Raw genomic sequence first — 17,804 nt, 5'->3', positions numbered from 1 at the left:
TTGTTTGCTTGCTCGTATCAAAGAAAGTATTTCATGAACGAGTAAGCTTTTTCTAACTACAAAAAATTTTTGGACGACGCTGCACATTTACCGCCTCGATTTGACAGCACCTACAAAAATAGCGATCACAGCGAAGCGTCCACTGCTCTTAAGGTATTAATACCTGTAATGCTTATGGAATATAGCTTATAGCTTTTCTTAGTGCCATTCGGATATAATCCTATACCCGATAGCGTACACGCCCATCGAACGCCATGTAAAGGTCAAGGGCGAAGCATCACCGGATGACCCTTCACTCCAAGAATACTGGGGAAAACGTCACCAGAAATATGGAAAGAGCTACTGGGAGAAAAACTCTCACAATTATAAAATCGCTCAAACCCAAAATTGGAAATGTCCTATCTGTGGTGAACCTTTATTCAATGGAGAGGAATTAAACACCCATCACATAGTTCCCGTTTCTCAAGGTGGACGAGACGACATTGAAAACCTACAGCACTTGCACCATGCGTGTCACAAACAGGAACATTCTAAAACCAAGTCAACTCGCTTGAAGTAAGGCTTGAGCCGTGTAAGTGCGAAAGTCTTATGCACGGTTCTTAGGGGAGGGGAGAGCGGTGACGCTCAAACCTTACCCGACTACCAGCCATCGACTCAACCAAGGCTGTAACTTGATCGTGTCGGTCAAGACCATCTACAATCACCAGTAACTTTTGCTTGTTTCTTTTCTCGGCAGCTTCTATGATGGCGTTAACTCGTTCAATGATTTTACTAAGCTGCGGACGAATGTTGAGAGTTGTAGTAACTTTTCGAGTTAAACCTTGTTTAAGAATTAGACCTAGTTTTTTGATAATTTCTGGAAGTTCAAGACCAGTATTTTCAGCGTCTTCATCTTGATAAACTACAGTTTTTAGACTTTCGAGTAAATCATTTAATAAATCGTCTTTTAAACCCCACTCTCGTTGAATAACTTTTTCAAAAATTTTAATTCCAATTAGGACTACAACCTCAGCATAGCCAATGTTGTACTGGTCGAGAGCAGTTACAGTATCAATCCAAATTACTGTATAATTGCTGTTTAAATGTTGTTCTAATCGCCGCAATTCTGTAGTTTTACCACCACCCCTATGACCTGCTAGTAAAAATTTAGCTGGGTCGTCTTCCATATCCAAGAAAGTGGATTAAATTCTCTACAGGACTGTTGGCTCGCTGGACATAAAAATTTTTCAGTTCTTCGGGTGTAGTAAGTGGTTCCTCTGGCTTAAAAAGCTGATAAGCAGGCTTCCAAAAACTGGTATTATTCATGGTGACAAATCTAAACTTACCTCAAACGGTGTTTTGACTTACACTCGTTTATCTCAGTATAACTGGGTAATTTCCGGCTGTAGATTACTAGAAGTTAAAAACTTTATACTATAGTCCTAAATAATACTTTATCCCACTTTGAGCGCATACTAAAAATTGATGTGCCTAGATAAGACAAAGCGTTGCCATAATTCCAGTGCTGAAGACGGGTTTCTCAACCTAAGTGGCTAGCGTAAAAGGGAGGTTCGCTCAATTGTAGTGACTGTCATACAAAGTAGCTTTTAGCCAGACATCGCATCTTTTTATAAACATTAATAATCCTTAATAGAATTAACTATTAAGGATTGTTAACATGAGCAAAAACTGCTCACAAACCTGATTTTTCCCTAAAAATCATCGAGAAACTGACTAAGGCGACTGATTACGGGGTCAACCTCTTGAGGAGGGGTAGCAACAGTATAAGAAGTATTATTTACTACTTCTAATTGATTTGGAGACGGAATGAACGATCGATCGTTGACTATGAGCGCCAGTTGTACAACTTGTTGAGAAAGTTGCAATAGATGGTGTTCCATCGCCTCCAAACGATTAGATCCCTTGGCAAAAAAACGTTCCTCAAGTCCAGCCACTTGACGTTGCAGTTCACCGATTTGTTGTTCAATCGGTGTTGTTGCTGCTGTTTGTGGAGCAGGTTGTACAGATTCCGGTACACATAAAGATTGCCACAAGGCTTCTTTACAGAGGTCGCTGAAAGTCTTGTCTGGTTCTTTTTCCAAATAACTTTCTACTTGCGCTAACAAGCTTTCATCAGCAAGCTCTGGGTTGAACGTGACGGATTTAACTACCTTTTTTGACCATTGGAACATCAGCTTTATGCCCTAGCAGCGCGATTGGAGGATAATTGTGCCTCTCCATAAATATACTGCCCCAAAGCATTCGCCTGTCGTGAAGGTGCTGCTAAATGAGCATTAATCTTTGCTTCTTTGAGCAGACGTTGAACGTCGTCCCAGAAGAACTCACCACCCCCGCCAGTAAGAATTACATCGGTGACGCGTTCTGGCAACCAGGCTAGCACACGGCTACAGATTTCGCGTGAAAACATCTCTGTAAGGTTGGGAAGAAAATCATCTAGGTTGGTGGGCTTGCTAGCGCCTTTAGGACGGTAAAAGCGTTCACCTCTGGGTTTGTTCACAGCAGAAATCAGTGCTAGAGATTGACTATCTGCTCCCTCGATTTCGGCAGACACCAATTCATAAAACTTATTCATCCCGAAGTCTTCGCTCTTAGAAGCACCTCTGGCAAAACGGAAGTTATCTACCATCAAAAGATCGACGGTTTGATGTCCAATATCGACGATCGCCACCGATATTTTTGTAAAATCGGGACTGCCAGGATTTTTCTTCGGTTGAGCTTCAGACCACAGTAGGCTGCCGTAGCCTTCTGGCATTACCCATACCTTGCTAACGTTCAGCGATATAGATTCGCCTCGGAAGTTCAACACATGAGGGCCACCTACTTGGCTAATCAACTGTGCTTTTTCTTTTTCAAATTGCTCTAAGGAAAGAAAAGGCAGACCTAGTACAACTGAGATATCGTCTCTGAGTTTGAAGTAGCCAGCACTTGCTAACACTTTTACCAGTGCAGCCTCTACCTTAGATTGGCCGACTCCTAGATTCGCCCCAAAATCTGCTGCTAGTTGACCAACGGCATATCCATTTCCTTGATACTCCAGCCACAAATCCATTAAGGGGTCTGTCGCTCTGGCTTCAAAAACACCACCGCGGACTTGTTCTATCGACATCTGCTTGACGTTGGCAGGTACGAAGACCACGCTGCCGGGTTCACGACTCACACAAGTTTTTGTGGAAGTTCTGCCTAAATCAACACTGAGAATGGTTTTCCCGGAACCACCGACTGGCTTGCTAGTGGGAGGATTATTATTAACAGCATTGATGGGAGTCGTCGATGCTAACGGCTGCCTATTCATGGGTATAGCAGCAGTATTCATAGGGTTAGCGGCGGAAGGTTGGTCTGTCATGAAAGCTCCTAGTTCAAACTTAACTGTAAAAAGTTGTCATGCTCATCTTACAAAAATGCGAGCAACCAGAAATTCTAGGTTGCGTCAAGTGTAGCTAGAAATACGCCAAAAATTAATTCGAGCGATATCTCCGATAAGCTCATGCCTTCGCACATCTAGTATTATTTGGCATAGTGTAGGCGAATTTTGGCCAGATGTAACCCCTGCTTTTACTGCTTTCAAACCAAAAGCGTCCGTGTTTCATCTTCTAGTACGTCTTAACTGGCGCTTGAATATCCAAGAAACAAATGCTAGAACCAAACCCCCAAGTACGATTTTGGATACAGGAGCAAGGTACTTGTCCACAAGTTCATACTGACTACCCAAGGCGTATCCAGAGTATGTTAGCAAACCTACCCAAGCCGCGCTACCTACCGTTGTGTAAAACAAAAATGGTAGTAAGGGCATATTGCTGATCCCTGCGGGAACAGAAATCAAGGTGCGGATTCCTGGCACAAGGCGACCAATTAATACTGCTTTTCTACCTTGTTGGTCAAACCACTTTTTCGCCTTGGTAATATCTTTACTGGATATAGCCAGCCATTTGCCATACTTGTCAGCCCAAGCTTTCAAACGGGTTTCGCCCAAAAACTTACCTGGATAGTACCAAATAAGTGCGCCCAATACAGAACCTAAAAGTCCTGCGAAAAACACACCAATGATATTCAGCTTTGGTCCTCCTGGTTGATGTGGACTTGCTGCAAATCCAGCCAGTGGCATGATCAATTCTGAAGGAATGGGGGGAAACAGGTTCTCTAGGAACATTAGTAGGGCGATTCCCCAATGGCCAAAATAGTTAATAGTATTAGTTATCCATTCAAGCATTGAGTCAATTCCTGAAATTACTGCACTACTCTTGTTATTAAATTCAGCTTTAGCTTTTTTTAAAGATATAGGACTTATGCAAACCTACATACTGTAGGGGCAATTCATGAATTGCCCCTACCTGAAAATCTTTCTTTTCAGCTATTGTTTGCATAATTCCTCATAAAGATAATTATCCTCGCTTGCTAGAATCAAGGTAACTTAGCTGCACTAAAAGTTGGCATCCAAATTTAGAAACAGAGTAAAACAAGTGGAAGCTAGAGGTCTGTTTCATTAATTTTGAGGGTTATAAAAGTTCGTAGTTAGTAGCTCTAGTGTTTTAAATTGAGCGATTTATGCCTCACTACGAACCTCACAAAATTCATGAAACGAACCACTAGGTTTTGTTTTCTAATTTTTTAGATCCCTCTTGGTCGGTTTTTTAAAAGGACTAGGAAGGATCTAAAAATTTGATGACCTAATTTCAAAACATACTTTTGGATTTTCTTCTCAGATTGATGCAGTGGAGGGGATCGGGCAGAAAGGGAAGGTTAAGAAGAAAATTTTACTTTCTCCCCCTCATCTCCATCTGCCAATCTTCTTTTAAGCTGTCGGGGTCAATGATTGTACTCTTGGTTCCGATTGCCAGTCTAATGGATTCCAAACTCGATCTTCTAGTGCCATTTGCTCAATTAAACTTGCGAGTCTCAGAGCTTTGAGAGCTTGTTCGCCACCTACTGAGGGTTGATTGCCACCATGCACGCAGTTGACAAAATGTTCTAATTCTGCACTTAGGGGTTGAATATTGCTGGTGTAGACTTTTTCAATCACACCATCTTGTCTGTAAAGTACTTGTCGGTGGTCGGTGAGAGAATTTACCGTGGTTTGTCGGTGAATCAAAATTTCATTCTTGAGAAAATCTGCCTCAGTAAATGAATTTTTGCAATGGGCGACAATCCGACGAATTTTTCGGTGGGTGACTTTACTGGCGGTCAGGGTAGCAACAATACCATTAGCAAACCCCAAGGTGGCGGTTACATAATCTAAATAACCAGAGTCTAGGGAGCGAGTACCGCTAGCAGTCAATTTTGTGACGGGGGAAGCAGCTAGTTCTAAAAGTAGGTCGATGTCATGGATCATTAAATCCAGCACAACTGAAACATCATTTGCCCGATCTGAGTAAGGACTCATTCTGTGGGCTTCTAGCGCCAGCACTTCCTCTGTTTTCAGAACTTGGCTTAGTTCTTTAAAAGCTGGGTTGAAACGCTCAATATGACCTACTTGCAGGATACACCCAGACTCAGCTGCGGCATTTACTAAAGACTCTGCCTCAGAAATACTGGCTGCGATGGGTTTTTCAATCAAAACATGAATTCCCGCTAACAGACAGTTGATACCCACGGCATAGTGCAGACGGGTGGGAACAGCTACACAAACTGCTTCCACAAGGGGTAGCAGGTCACAGTAATCTTCAAAAAAACGCACCTTGTAATTGCTGGCAGTTTCTAATCCTCGTTCGACGTTAATATCTGCCACTCCGACCAGTTCAACATCTTTCATTGAACTCAGCACGCGAGCGTGGTGTTGTCCCATGTTACCCACTCCAATCACGCCTATGCGGATCGGTCGTGGTTGGTTGCGCTGTGTATATAGATTCGGTTCTGCCACTGACATGCTATCTTGCACTATTATTCTCTCCTCAACCACCAAATTTAGAGACGCTACGGCCGTTGGCGTTTATACTCGAAAGCCAGTTACGATCCGTCTAAAACCATCCAGATGGTAACATAGAGCCTATGTTTATGAAGAATTTCAAAGTTTGCGATCGGTTCCCGTAATCCAAATATCTTTTGTATAGATAGTTCGGGTTGGTTTTGGATTTTGCGCTTTCTACAATAAATATGTATCTTTTTATTAAGTTTAAAACATTCAGTAAGACTTAAGTGTAAATTCTCCTTGGCATTGCCTTCTGGCATCTAGTTGAGGTGTAATTTGGTGATTTGAAATCTAAAATTTGCAACTGAGATGAAAGCTGTAATTCTGTTATCTGGGGGATTGGACTCTTCCACAATTCTGTATCAAGCTAAGGCTGATGGCTGTGAATGTCATGGGATCTCCTTTGATTACCAGCAGCGACACCGAAGAGAGTTACACTCAGCCCTCAGTGTTGCTCAAAAGGCTACGATCGCAAAACATCAGGTAGTAAATTTTGATTTACGGCAATGGGGAGGTTCCGCACTTACCGATGATGCTATTGATTTACCCCAAGAGCGATCGCTGGATGAAATGTCTCAAAATATCCCTGTGACTTATGTTCCGGCTCGTAATACCATCTTTTTAAGCTTTGCTCTTGGTTACGCCGAAGCGATCGCAGCAGAGCGTGTCTATATCGGTGTCAATGTCTTAGATTACTCAGGATATCCTGACTGCCGTCCCGACTATATTCAGGCAATGCAGGAAGTTTTTCGTCTGGGAACCAAACAAGGACGTGAGGGACAGCCAATTAATATTGTTGCGCCCTTAATCAACCTGAAAAAAACCGAAATCATCCAACTGGGGAACCAATTGGGAGTTCCTTGGGAGCTAACTTGGTCTTGCTATGCCGGTGGTGATGTCGCCTGTGGTGTATGTGATTCTTGTCGCTTGCGGTTAGCAGCTTTTGCCGAATTGGGACTTGTCGATCCAGTGGTCTATGCTTCTTGAGTCAGGAGTTAAAATTCATAACTCCTACCTCTTAACTGTCAACTATTAACTCTTCTAACCGTCGAAGTTGAATTTGATGGAGGCGTGGCCCAACAATTGATACCACAGTGAATTCAAGATTTTCATAACAGAAGGTTTCACCAATGGCCGGAATTTTCTGTAACTGATATAGCAAAAAGCCTCCCAGTGTTTGATATTCTCTGGTCAGAGGCAAATTGAGATTTAAAACCTCATTGAGGTCTTCGAGGTTGATTTGTGCCTGCACCAGAAATTTCTGCTCATCTAACATCTGAATCAGTAAGTCGTCACTGCTTTCAGGAACGCTTGCGTCACCGATGATTTCGGCAATGACATCTTTGATTGTCACGAGTCCCACAATACCGCCAAATTCATTCACTACCATAACCATAGCGGGTTTCTCTTGCTGCATCATGGGCAAAAGTTCACTCAAGGGCGTGTGTTCTGGAACAAACCGGGCGGGACGCATCCAAGGTTGGATTTGTGTCTCTAAACTGAGTTTTCCGACAGCCAAAGGTTGTGCCAAATCTTTAAAATAAACAATGCCGCGAACATCGTCTAAGGATTCACCAATCACCGGATAGCGAGAGTAACCAGTAGCAGCCATTTCTTTGAGTAATGCCTGGAAGGTAGCATCTTTTGGCAGCGTGATAATACTGGTGCGGGGGATCATCACATCTTGGGCCATGACATCCCCAAACTCAAAGACATTATTGAGCAGTTCTCGCTCCGCACGCTGTAAACCAGTAGATCCCCATTCTGTAGAGATAATCAGTTGCAATTCTTCGGGAGTCACAGGTGGCCGCCAGCCTTGTCCTGTGTATTGGATACCAAAAATCCGCAATAAAAAACGAGTTGATTGGTTGAGAATCCAGATGAAGGGGCCAAAAAAACGCACGATCGCTTTTACCGAAGGCCCCAAAAACCTCGCTAGCTGTTCTGAGTACAGCATGGCTAAGGATTTGGGACATAGTTCTCCGATGACAATTTGTAAATAGGCAATCAAGAAAAAGGCGATAGGAATTGATAGGGAATGGGCGAGGAAGGTAGTCATCCCAATCGGTAAAGGCCAGGATCTTAACCAGGCATTTACCAGCACAACAATCGTACTTTCGCCAATCCATCCCAACGCCAAACTAGAAAGGGTAATGCCTAACTGGGTAGTAGATAGCAATCGGTCAATACTACGTTGTAGCATTTCGACTGCGATCGCGGGAATATCCCCAGCCTTAACTAGCTGGTGAATACGCGATCGCCGCACGCTGACCATCGAAAATTCCGCCGTCACAAAAAAGGCATTTATGGCAATCAGTAGTAGCACTGACAACAACCGCAGCGCCACATCCGTCCAAATTAAGTTAGGAAAACCAATCACCGCCAAAGCTCGTGTAAAACTCACGTCCTCCATTTAGGAGGATTGGGGATTGGGAAGAATTCAGTCCCCAATCCCCAGTCCCCAGTCCCCAGTCTTCTACCTTCCTACAGGAATATTCGAGGCCTCTAGCTTTAATTGTTGAGCAGGATAATCAGTGAGAGCAAGTGATATTTTCTTGACATCATCAAGTAAAGCTGTGGGAATGCTCACTGTACCTGAAAATACTGGCCCATTTACAGGCAATTCTGTTGGTAAACCCTCTGTACTAGCACTCAGAGTTCGTCCTTTGTCATCGGTAACATCTAAAAAACTATACAGGAAGCGCACAGAATCTTTACCTTTGTTCTGCATTTTCACTTTCAGTAGCAAATCACCACCAGAGTAGCGGGCGGATTGTACAGTCATGGTTACGCCCTGACTTTGGGCAGTAACAGGAAAGCCTGGTAAGGGTTTTTCTTCAACCACTTCTGGAGGCTTTTCCTCTGGCTTCTGCTTGCTGCTATTAGTTTCTTCGTCATCTTCCTCTAGCTTTTCTGATTTAGCAGCCTTGGTCTTACCGTCAATTCGCGCCTTGACAACTTTCAAAATCTCTTCCTCTTTTAATAGCACCAGCCCTCCTTGTTGGGAGCTATTTGCCTTATTACTGGCAAATTTGGTTGTGGGACGACCATCTGGTGTGGTCACGCCTTTAAGTGCTGAACTCCCTAGTTCAAACCCCAAAAAGGCGCTCACAGAACCTGCTCCCATCATCAGGATTAACAAAATCAAAGTAAGAAGTACAGTAGAATTTATTTTCATTGCTGATAAGCTATCACATAAGAATGCTGGTCTATTTAAGAATAGTGAAGCTTTTGACCTCAATCCTTAAAGGAACTTAATCAATATTAGTCTGTACTATTTCATGACTAAATTATGTAGTATAAAAATCTGGGCAGCTATTGTCCAGTATTCACACGTGGTAATATTTGTGTTATAGTTACGGAATTGGCTAAACTCAGTGCAATGAGGTATTTTCCTCATTCTAAAAATTAGCAAATGTTGACCTAAGAGTTAAAATAATTTACTCATAGGATAGCAACCCAAAACTCAACAAACGAGCGCCTTTGGCCGATTGGGGAGGCAGCGAACTCATAATTCGCCTTCAGGCTGGTTCGATTCCAGCAGGGCGCACTGAATCATCAAAAAACGCTAATAGAGGACATTGGGCATGGGGTATGGGCACTTGTACTGAATGTTGCTGATAGTGTTGGTTAGTAATTATTATCCCCTGCTCCCCACTTCCCTAATCCCCAATCTTACCGAGGTGGTAAAGTTTCAAACCTGAATTCAGTTCCAACTTTGAGTTTGTTGCTATTAAAACGAGGAGACATCATCAGCGATGTGTCATAAGGATTTGGTAGATCGGGGGTGCGAATATAAGGATCGTTGCCAGCTTGCTGAGTCAGGACATCATGATATAAAGTGTTAACCAACTCAGCATCGCGGGCAATTTCATTTTCTGGGAAGGAACCACCGAAACTAGAACCAGATCCTAAAAGTGAGTCTAGCTGACGCTTAAGGCTACCATTTTCGTAGAAATTGCGATCGTGACTGAAATAAGCCCGTTCAAATACATCACTCGTAGTTTCAGTTTTGGGGGTTTCTGTTTGGGCAGATGCAACTGAGGGAAAAATAATACCAGCAGCAAGCAGCACCAACAAACCACCAAAGGTTTTAAATTTTATCCGCACGTTTCTGACTCCTCAATTTTCGTTTTTGGCGAATCTTAATTTATGCTTAAGTTCAGAACTCTGATGAGTTCAACCTTTGGTGTAGCACAACTTTTAATGTTTTGTAATGACGTATCCTACTGAAACTCTTACCCACTCAGATATTTGGGCAACCACTCTTGATTTGACAACTTTGCGCCACAAGCTACTAGATTTATTTTCTCAACGGGCTTATCAAGAGGGTGATTTTGTTCTCGCTTCTGGGCTACGTAGTTCTTATTATGTCAATAAGATGCAGGTAACACTCCACCCCCAAGGAGCTTTAGCTGTTGGACGATTGTTGTTTCCTTTACTACCTGTAGATACTCAGGCTGTAGCAGGTTTAACGATGGGGGCTGACCCAATGGTGACAGCAGTGAGTATAGTTTCTGTTTATGAAAACCGTCCGATACCAGCACTAATTATTCGCAAGGAAGCCAAGGGTTATGGGACGAGAGCTTATATTGAAGGCCCCAGTTTACCAGAGGGTGCAAAAGTAGTTGTTTTGGAAGATGTGGTGACAACTGGGCAATCTGCTCTGAAAGCGGTTGAGCGTCTTAAGGATGCGGGTTATACAGTCAATCAAATAATTTCACTGGTAGATCGGCAACAAGGGGGAGGTAAGTTGTACCAGTCGGCTGGGTTGAAGTTTGAAACTTTGTTTTCGATTCAGGAAGTTCAGGAACGCTACCGACAACTTGCGAATTTATGAATATCTAAAATATACGATTTAGTTAGAGACTAAAACATATACTCGTGTAATCCAGAGCCAAAAACCCCCGCAATGCGGGGGTTTTGCGTGAAAGCCAGCAGCGGGATTTGAACTCGCGACCTTCCGATTACAAGTCGGATGCACTACCACTGTGCTATGCTGGCAAATTTTGCGTTTCCTTTCAAATAGCAACCACAATTTCTTATTGTACCATAATCAATTTATTTGTCTAGCTGTAATTCCTAAAAAATATCTCCCTCTTCAGAAATAAGGTTAAAAGACAGATTAGAGATTTGCGCCTAGACAGTTTAGTTAGTGTTGCAATTGTGATGAAACACAAACAAATCAGCGATCGCAATCACTTCAAAAGCTAACTAAAATCTTAGGCTGGACGCAAAAATATCTCCTCAATTCTCAAACTGTATTTTCTTAGCACGGCTGAATAAAGGAACGGAAATATATAATTATTTTTTACAGTTTATAAGCATGGCAGCATTGCTCGGACGAGATTTATTAAGTCTAGCGGACATCAGTTCGACGGAAGTTCAAGAACTTCTGGAATTGGCAACTCAACTTAAATCGCAACAGTTGAAGTTGCAGTGTAATAAGGTTTTGGGGTTGTTGTTCTCCAAAGCTTCAACTCGCACGCGGGTAAGTTTTACTGTGGCGATGTACCAACTGGGTGGACAGGTAATCGATCTCAACCCCAATGTCACTCAAGTTAGTCGCGGGGAACCTTTACAGGATACGGCGCGGGTATTGGATCGATATCTGGATATTTTGGCAATTCGCACTTTTGCCCAGCAAGATTTGGAAACTTTTGCTGAATACGCCAAAATTCCAGTGATTAATGCGCTTACCGATGCAGAACATCCTTGTCAGGTATTGGCGGATTTATTGACGGTTCAAGAAAGCTTTAACACCCTTGCTGGGTTAACTTTAACCTACGTGGGTGATGGGAATAATATGGCTAATTCTCTGATGTTGGGTTGTGCATTGGTGGGAATGAATGTCAGAATTGCTACCCCTAACGGATATGAGCCAGATTCTCAGATTGTAGAGCAAGCAAGAGCGATCGCTAATAACAAAACGGAAGTCCTCGTCACTCACGATCCAGAATTAGCAGCTAAAGGTTCTGCTGTACTTTATACTGATGTTTGGGCGAGTATGGGACAAGAGGCCGAAGCAGACAACCGGATGCCAATTTTCCAGCCTTACCAAATTTCGGAACAGCTATTAAGCCTTGCCGATCCAGAGGCAATTGTTTTACACTGCTTACCAGCCCATCGCGGTGAAGAAATTACCGAAGCAGTTATTGAAGGTTCCCAATCAAAAGTTTGGGAACAGGCAGAAAATCGCCTCCACGCGCAAAAAGCTTTGCTTGCGAGTATTTTAGGGGCGGAATGAAAGAAGAGAGACGCGATTCATCGCGTCTGTACAAGAATTTGGAGTAGAGACGCGATTCATCGCATCTCTACAGGAGTTAGGAGTCAAAATAGCTAGTGTGCAATTGGCTCCTAACTACTTGCTGGTAAAAAATCCGAAATAAATGGGTAAAAGAAAAGAGAATATTCTTACTTTTCCCTTTGATATTTTTACTTTTCTCTTGTTATGGGGAGTTTTTTGTAGTACTAATGTTCTAGAGACATTAATAATTACTTCCCACAAATTTATGGAACGTCTAACGGAAGCTCAACAAGAACTTTACGAATGGTTAGCAGAATATATCAGAACGCACCAGCATTCGCCTTCAATTCGGCAAATGATGCAAGCAATGAACTTGAAGTCACCAGCACCAATTCAAAGTCGTTTAGAACATTTACGCACTAAAAGATATATAGAATGGACTGAAGGACAAGCGCGAACGATTCGGATTTTGCGTCCTGTTAAACAAGGTGTACCAATTTTGGGCACGATCGCTGCTGGTGGTTTAATAGAACCGTTTACTGATGCTGTAGATCATTTAGACTTTTCTAATTTCGATTTACCTCCCCAAACCTACGCTTTGCGCGTAGCTGGCGATAGCATGATTGAAGATTTAATTACTGATGGCGATGTGGTATTTCTACGTCCAGTAGCAGAACCAAATCATTTAAAAAATGGCACCATCGTCGCCGCCAGAGTTGATGGATTTGGTACAACTTTAAAACGTTTTTATCGCCAAGGCGATCGCGTTACCCTTAAACCAGCAAATCCTAAGTACAATCCCATTGAAGTCAGTGCTATGCAAGTACAGGTGCAAGGTTCTCTCATTGGTGTTTGGCGTGGTTACAACTGATTAATGGGGAGTGGGGAGTGGGGAGTGGGGAATGGGGATTGGGAAAGATAAGTACCAATGACCAATGACCAATGACTAATGACTAAATGAATATGTACCTGACGAAAAATTCAGTGCAGCAACTGCCCACTTTCCGGTTGAAATTACCATTTACAAGGGAAAGTAAGGGCAGTTATCACACGCAACCATTACCAGGATGCCCAAGAATGCCTCCGTCTCTGCAATTACGGCAATATCAGCGCCAAGCGATCGCTAGCTGGTTTACTAACAATGGCAGAGGGACGCTGAAAATGGCTACTGGTAGTGGTAAAACGATTACTGCATTAGCGATCGCTTGTGAATTATATCAGCAGATTAATTTACAAGTTTTGGTGGTGGTGTGTCCCTACCGCCATCTTGTCACCCAATGGGCGCGAGAATGTGAAAAATTTAATTTGCAACCCATTTTAGCTTTTGAGAATTTACGCACTTGGCAAAGTCAACTTTCTGGGCAAATTTATAATCTGCGTTCTGGTTCTCAACGGTTTGTGACTGTCATTACTACGAACTCCACTTTAATTGGAGATGGATTTCAGTCTCAACTCAAATATTTTCCTGCCAAAACTTTAATTATTGGGGATGAGGCGCATAATTTAGGCGCACCCAAGTTAGAAGAAAGTTTACCGCGCAGTGTTGGGTTGAGACTGGCTTTATCTGCCACACCAGAGAGGTATTTTGATGATTTTGGTACGCAATCTTTATTTGATTATTTTGGCCCAGTTCTCCAGCCAGAGTTTACTTTGAGGGATGCGATCGCTCAAGGTGCTTTGGTACATTATCTGTATTATCCGGTGCTGGTGGAGTTAACTGAAGCAGAAAGTATTGCCTATTTAAAGTTAACTAAAAGAATTGGGCGATCGCTACTATATAGAGAACGAGAAAATGGCGGAAACTTTGAAGACAATGAAGATTTAAAACCGTTATTGATGCAAAGAGCAAGGTTAATTGGTGCGGCGGAAAATAAATTAAATGCTTTACGGGATTTAATGATAACTCGCCGTGAAACTACTCACACTCTTTTTTATTGTAGTGATGGTTCGCAAGATGCAGGACAACGTTCGTCGCTACGTCAACTCAAAGCTGTTGCTAAAATTCTCGGAGTGGATTTAGGGTATAAAGTTAGTACTTATACGGCTCAAACAACTTTACAAGAAAGGGAAATCTTACGGCATCAATTTGAAAGTGGAGAGTTGCAAGGTTTAGTGGCAATTCGTTGTTTAGATGAAGGTGTCGATATTCCGGCAATTAAAACTGCGGTGATTTTATCCAGTTCTGGTAATCCGCGTCAGTTTATCCAGCGACGGGGGCGAGTTTTACGTCCTCACCCCGGTAAGGAACGCGCGACAATATTTGACATGATTGTTTTGCCACCAGATTTAGATAGAGAAACTATCGAAGTTGAGCGTAATTTGTTGAAAAAGGAATTACGGCGCTTTGTGGAGTTTGCTGATTTGGCTGATAATGCTGGAGAAGCAAGAATGAAGTTACTTGATTTACAAAAACGATATGGTTTATTAGATATTTGATGATGAACTATATAATAAGTAGTCAGACAGAATTAATTACACAAAGTCATTGCGAACGAAGTGAAGCAATCCCAGCCCTTGCGATTGCTTCACTTCGTTCGCAATGACTGTAACTATTTCTTTCCAAGTACTTAGTTGTATTATTTTGTAAAATTTTTCGAGTTTTGAAAAAAGAAGCATTAAATATGAAATAATAAAATTATTAGTTTGATTATAATGGGATATAAGCGACTTTAAAAATTTCACTTATATCCCATTATTATCTAGATTGTTAATATTAATAATAGCAGAAGACAATTCAAGAATAAAGTATTTTTTCTAATAAAATTATAAATTTGAAAAAATAGTTTTTGCAAAATTAAAAATAACGCAAACAGTGGCTTTACTGAGGCTGTTCCAGCACTAGATAAAGTTAAAATATAGAAAAAGTATATTTCAAAACTCAATATGTCACAAGAGGCGAATATTGATGATGTGCAAGAGCCAATAACCAGCGCTCCGCCTGAGGTACGGCGAATTATTGAGCGGGTATGGAAGGAGGAAAAAGGTAGGCTAGATAAGAAAAGTAACAGCCATATAAATGAGAATATTTTGAAAATTATCAAGGAAGAGGTGCGATGAAGCTAACTTCAATCAAGCTATGCAACTTTCGCTCCTTTTATGGTACAACGCCAGAGATGCTTCTAGCTGGTGGAGATGTTCACAACACAACGATTATTTATGGGAATAATGGCTCTGGAAAAACTAGTTTACTAAATGCCTTTACTTGGGTATTATATGAGAAATTTAGTGCAGCCTTTGCATCGATAGAACAGCTAATTAATAAAAGAGCGATCGCCGAAACTCCAAAAGGTCAAGCTGTAGAATGTTGGGTAGAAATTGGCTGGGAACACGAAGGTAAACGCTATCGAGTTAAACGCCTCTGTCGGGGTTATAAAAACGAAGGTGATTTTGATGCTGGCAAAACTCAATTATCTATATGGGTTGGCGATGACGATGGCAAATGGAAGATCCAAGAGCAGCAACTAGAAGATATAATTAATCAAATTCTACCCGCCACTTTACATCAATATTTTTTCTTTGACGGCGAACGAATTGAACAAATAGTCCGTTCTGATAAAAAAGCGGAAATTGCCGAAGCTATAAAAATTTTCTTGGGTGTGGAGGTAATCGACCGTTCTATAAAACATTTGAGAGAGGCTAAAAAAACTCTAGAAAATGACTTAAAAGCCATTGGCAATTCCCAAACTAAACAACTATTAAGACAGCAAGAAAAGATAGAGCTAGAACGGGAACGTATTAGCAAACGACAAACGGAAATTAGAGAAGAGTTAGAATATCAACAAACTTTTAAAAAAGAAACAAGTAACCGTTTGCGAGAACTGAGCGCTGCGAAGGAATTGCAAGAAAGATGTCAGAATTTAGAATCGCAGAAAGCGGCGAATCAAGAAGAATATAAAAAAGCGAAAGAAGCGCTAAAAAAAGTTATTTCTGCACGAGGTTATACCGTTTTCTTGTCAGAAACTACAGCCCAGTTTCGAGGAATTATCAATGATTTAAAACAGCGAGGCGAGTTAACATCAGGAATTTCGCGGGAATTTGTCAGTGATTTACTCAATTCTCAACGCTGTATTTGTGGTGCAGAATTACAGGAGGGTAATCATTCTCATACTCATGTGAGTACCTGGTTAAATAAAGCAGGTTCTTCGGCGGTAGAAGAAACTGCAATTCGGATGATAGCTCAAGTAGATGAAATTGATAAACAAGCCATCGGATTTTGGGAAGAAGTTGATAGAGAACAAACTAGGATTAATCAGTTAAGACAAAACATATCTCAAATTGAAGGCGATTTAGACAATATTCAAGAACGGTTGCGAAAAGATGCTAATGAAGAAATTAGCAGTTTGCAAAAACGGTTAGACGAGATTGAAAGTAAAATTGATGAATTAAATCGAGAACAAGGTGCAAATCAGCAGCAAATTGCTCAACTTACAACTGAAATTGAAGGTTTAAACAAACAAATTGCTAAACAAAAACTGAATGAAGATAACCAAACTTTAGCACAGCGACGAATTAATGCCACTCAAGATGCAATCGAAAGATTAACAGAAGTTAAAAATCGTCAAGAACAACAATTTCGCCTGCAACTTGAAAAACGAGTACAAGAGATATTCACAGAAATTTCTGTAACTCCATACATTCCTAAAATTAGCGATAAATATGAACTGACATTAGTAGAAAATACCACAGGTATAGAAGCACTAGTTGCAGCATCCACCGGTCAGAATCAAATTCTCAGTTTATCCTTTATTGCCAGTATTATTGACAAAGTACGGGAATGGAGTAAGAAACGGAAAATGATGATGATTCCCGATAGTAGCACTTTCCCAATTGTCATGGATTCGCCGTTTGGTAGTTTGGATGAAAGTTCGCGGCGACACATTGCTAAGACAATTCCCCAATTAGCGAATCAGTTGATAGTTTTAGTTACTAAGACTCAGTGGCGGGGTGAAGTAGAAGCAGAAATGACACACAGAATCGGTAGAGAATATGTGCTGACGTATTATTCATCTAAGCCGGATTGCGAACAAGATTATATTGAATTGGGTGGGGAAAGATATCCTTTGGTGAAACAAAGTCCGAATGAGTATGAATATACTGAAATTATCGCAGTTGAACGTAATGTTTAAAGGATAAAGTTATGGTTGCGAGTCCAGATGGAAATTATATGTCTCCCCAAGAATATCTGGAATGGGAAGAACACCAAGATATTAAATACGAATATATCAATGGTGAAGTCTTTGCCATGACTGGGGGTACTATTCCTCATACTAGTATTGCCCTAAACTTAGCTTCGGCGTTAAAAAGTCACCTTCGAGGAAGTTCCTGTCGGGCTTTTATGGCAGATGCAAAAGTAGGAGTGACTGAGAACGGGCCGTTTCACTACCCGGATGTTGTGGTGAGTTGTGATGAAAGAGATAGACAAGCTATTAAATTTCTTCAGTATCCTTGTTTAATTGTCGAGGTTCTTTCTCCTAGTACGGAAGCTTACGACAGGGGCAAAAAATTTATGCAGTATCGGCGTATTCAGACGGGAGCATCCCATTTTTGCAAAAACATTAGATAGCAAGTTGACCATTGAGGTAGGCACAGCGAAGTTGTAGTATGGACGGCACATTGGCAGGATTCCACTGAGCACCAGAAAGTTTCAACCTCAGA

Annotated in this window: 17 protein-coding genes, 2 tRNA genes and 1 pseudogene; 10 read left to right on the top strand and 10 right to left on the bottom strand. The window is 41.6% G+C overall.

All coding sequences use genetic code 11. The features are described 5' to 3' along the window. Positions 1-214: 214 nt before the first annotated feature. Positions 215-559 (top strand): HNH endonuclease, encoded by a 345-nt coding sequence (locus CDG79_RS45255; RefSeq protein WP_094345936.1) that lies wholly within the window; start codon positions 215-217, stop codon positions 557-559. Positions 560-599: 40 nt separating this feature from the next. Here the strand turns inward: CDG79_RS45255 and CDG79_RS33300 are convergent, their stop codons facing one another. The 6 genes from CDG79_RS33300 to CDG79_RS33280 form a co-directional block, all read right to left on the bottom strand. Then, complete coding sequence (locus CDG79_RS33300) at positions 600-1,166, bottom strand: P-loop NTPase fold protein (protein ID WP_223278487.1); 567 nt, start codon at positions 1,164-1,166, stop codon at positions 600-602. Then, entirely contained in the window at positions 1,147-1,305 is a 159-nt protein-coding gene (locus tag CDG79_RS44325; protein WP_223278486.1) for a hypothetical protein, read from the bottom strand. Before CDG79_RS44325 ends, CDG79_RS33300 begins: the two co-directional genes overlap by 20 nt. A gap of 386 nt (positions 1,306-1,691) precedes the next feature. Next, entirely contained in the window at positions 1,692-2,171 is a 480-nt protein-coding gene (locus tag CDG79_RS33295) for a plasmid segregation centromere-binding protein ParR (protein ID WP_094345933.1), read from the bottom strand. Between the two features lie 5 nt (positions 2,172-2,176). Continuing rightward, complete coding sequence (locus tag CDG79_RS33290; RefSeq protein ID WP_094345932.1) at positions 2,177-3,343, bottom strand: ParM/StbA family protein; 1,167 nt, start codon at positions 3,341-3,343, stop codon at positions 2,177-2,179. Positions 3,344-3,583: 240 nt separating this feature from the next. After that, positions 3,584-4,207 carry a DedA family protein gene (locus CDG79_RS33285; protein ID WP_094345931.1) on the bottom strand — a complete coding sequence of 208 codons (624 nt, stop codon included), beginning with the start codon at positions 4,205-4,207 and terminating at the stop codon, positions 3,584-3,586. Between the two features lie 582 nt (positions 4,208-4,789). Further along, positions 4,790-5,872 (bottom strand): Gfo/Idh/MocA family protein, encoded by a 1,083-nt coding sequence (locus tag CDG79_RS33280; protein ID WP_094345930.1) that lies wholly within the window; start codon positions 5,870-5,872, stop codon positions 4,790-4,792. A gap of 339 nt (positions 5,873-6,211) precedes the next feature. Between CDG79_RS33280 and queC the strand changes: the two genes are divergently transcribed. Continuing rightward, a complete protein-coding gene (gene queC / locus CDG79_RS33270) occupies positions 6,212-6,889 on the top strand; it encodes a 7-cyano-7-deazaguanine synthase QueC (protein WP_094345928.1) in 678 nt (225 codons plus the stop codon). 31 nt (positions 6,890-6,920) lie between these two features. Here queC and CDG79_RS33265 read toward each other — a convergent pair whose 3' ends face one another. After that, complete coding sequence (locus tag CDG79_RS33265; RefSeq protein ID WP_181154362.1) at positions 6,921-8,315, bottom strand: hemolysin family protein; 1,395 nt, start codon at positions 8,313-8,315, stop codon at positions 6,921-6,923. A gap of 63 nt (positions 8,316-8,378) precedes the next feature. Next, entirely contained in the window at positions 8,379-9,080 is a 702-nt protein-coding gene (locus CDG79_RS33260; RefSeq protein WP_094333449.1) for a hypothetical protein, read from the bottom strand. A 299-nt stretch (positions 9,081-9,379) separates the two neighbouring features. Here CDG79_RS33260 and CDG79_RS33255 point away from each other — a divergent pair. Next, positions 9,380-9,452 (top strand) — tRNA-Ile (locus tag CDG79_RS33255). A 125-nt stretch (positions 9,453-9,577) separates the two neighbouring features. Here the strand turns inward: CDG79_RS33255 and CDG79_RS33250 are convergent. Then, positions 9,578-10,012, bottom strand: a complete 435-nt coding sequence (locus CDG79_RS33250) for a hypothetical protein (protein ID WP_094333450.1) — start codon at positions 10,010-10,012, stop codon at positions 9,578-9,580. Positions 10,013-10,118: 106 nt separating this feature from the next. On the opposite strand from CDG79_RS33250, the gene pyrE reads away from it, so the two are divergent. Further along, the gene (pyrE, locus tag CDG79_RS33245; RefSeq protein ID WP_094345927.1) at positions 10,119-10,742 is read left to right on the top strand and encodes an orotate phosphoribosyltransferase; all 624 of its coding nucleotides are present in this window, start codon (positions 10,119-10,121) and stop codon (positions 10,740-10,742) included. 92 nt (positions 10,743-10,834) lie between these two features. Here pyrE and CDG79_RS33240 read toward each other — a convergent pair. Further along, positions 10,835-10,906, bottom strand: a tRNA-Thr gene (locus CDG79_RS33240). Positions 10,907-11,228: 322 nt separating this feature from the next. Between CDG79_RS33240 and argF the strand changes: the two genes are divergently transcribed. The 6 genes and pseudogenes from argF to CDG79_RS33215 all read left to right on the top strand — a co-directional run. Beyond that, positions 11,229-12,149 (top strand): ornithine carbamoyltransferase, encoded by a 921-nt coding sequence (gene argF, locus CDG79_RS33235; RefSeq protein ID WP_094345926.1) that lies wholly within the window; start codon positions 11,229-11,231, stop codon positions 12,147-12,149. 265 nt (positions 12,150-12,414) lie between these two features. Continuing rightward, positions 12,415-13,020 carry a transcriptional repressor LexA gene (gene lexA / locus CDG79_RS33230; RefSeq protein ID WP_094345934.1) on the top strand — a complete coding sequence of 202 codons (606 nt, stop codon included), beginning with the start codon at positions 12,415-12,417 and terminating at the stop codon, positions 13,018-13,020. A 92-nt stretch (positions 13,021-13,112) separates the two neighbouring features. After that, positions 13,113-14,585, top strand: coding sequence for a DNA phosphorothioation system restriction enzyme (locus tag CDG79_RS33225; RefSeq protein WP_094345925.1), 1,473 nt, complete (start codon positions 13,113-13,115; stop codon positions 14,583-14,585). A gap of 447 nt (positions 14,586-15,032) precedes the next feature. Continuing rightward, positions 15,033-15,206 (top strand): hypothetical protein, encoded by a 174-nt coding sequence (locus CDG79_RS42990; RefSeq protein WP_189525218.1) that lies wholly within the window; start codon positions 15,033-15,035, stop codon positions 15,204-15,206. After that, positions 15,203-17,275, top strand: coding sequence for an AAA family ATPase (locus CDG79_RS33220; protein ID WP_094345924.1), 2,073 nt, complete (start codon positions 15,203-15,205; stop codon positions 17,273-17,275). Before CDG79_RS42990 ends, CDG79_RS33220 begins: the two co-directional genes overlap by 4 nt. An 11-nt stretch (positions 17,276-17,286) precedes the next feature. Then, positions 17,287-17,679 (top strand): annotated as a pseudogene (locus CDG79_RS33215) (Uma2 family endonuclease); the annotation flags it as partial. Between the last annotated feature and the right edge of the window lie 125 nt (positions 17,680-17,804).

Origin of the sequence: Nostoc sp. 'Peltigera membranacea cyanobiont' 232, assembly GCF_002245985.1 — a bacterium.
GTDB lineage: Bacteria > Cyanobacteriota > Cyanobacteriia > Cyanobacteriales > Nostocaceae > Nostoc.
The sequence above is the reverse complement of the archived record's forward strand: the minus strand, read 5'-3'. Positions and strand labels throughout refer to the sequence as shown.

Excerpts from the sequence above, each read along its gene's own strand:
- argF (WP_094345926.1), top strand. The coding sequence starts at position 11,229 with ATGGCAGCATTGCTCGGACGAGATTTATTAAGTCTAGCGGACATCAGT.
- CDG79_RS33300 (WP_223278487.1), bottom strand. The coding sequence starts at position 1,166 with ATGGAAGACGACCCAGCTAAATTTTTACTAGCAGGTCATAGGGGTGGT.
- CDG79_RS33225 (WP_094345925.1), top strand. The coding sequence starts at position 13,113 with ATGTACCTGACGAAAAATTCAGTGCAGCAACTGCCCACTTTCCGGTTG.
- CDG79_RS33290 (WP_094345932.1), bottom strand. The coding sequence starts at position 3,343 with ATGACAGACCAACCTTCCGCCGCTAACCCTATGAATACTGCTGCTATA.
- CDG79_RS42990 (WP_189525218.1), top strand. The coding sequence starts at position 15,033 with ATGTCACAAGAGGCGAATATTGATGATGTGCAAGAGCCAATAACCAGC.
- lexA (WP_094345934.1), top strand. The coding sequence starts at position 12,415 with ATGGAACGTCTAACGGAAGCTCAACAAGAACTTTACGAATGGTTAGCA.
- CDG79_RS33220 (WP_094345924.1), top strand. The coding sequence starts at position 15,203 with ATGAAGCTAACTTCAATCAAGCTATGCAACTTTCGCTCCTTTTATGGT.
- CDG79_RS33295 (WP_094345933.1), bottom strand. The coding sequence starts at position 2,171 with ATGTTCCAATGGTCAAAAAAGGTAGTTAAATCCGTCACGTTCAACCCA.
- CDG79_RS33285 (WP_094345931.1), bottom strand. The coding sequence starts at position 4,207 with ATGCTTGAATGGATAACTAATACTATTAACTATTTTGGCCATTGGGGA.
- CDG79_RS33260 (WP_094333449.1), bottom strand. The coding sequence starts at position 9,080 with ATGAAAATAAATTCTACTGTACTTCTTACTTTGATTTTGTTAATCCTG.
- CDG79_RS33265 (WP_181154362.1), bottom strand. The coding sequence starts at position 8,315 with ATGGAGGACGTGAGTTTTACACGAGCTTTGGCGGTGATTGGTTTTCCT.
- CDG79_RS44325 (WP_223278486.1), bottom strand. The coding sequence starts at position 1,305 with ATGAATAATACCAGTTTTTGGAAGCCTGCTTATCAGCTTTTTAAGCCA.
- pyrE (WP_094345927.1), top strand. The coding sequence starts at position 10,119 with ATGACGTATCCTACTGAAACTCTTACCCACTCAGATATTTGGGCAACC.
- queC (WP_094345928.1), top strand. The coding sequence starts at position 6,212 with ATGAAAGCTGTAATTCTGTTATCTGGGGGATTGGACTCTTCCACAATT.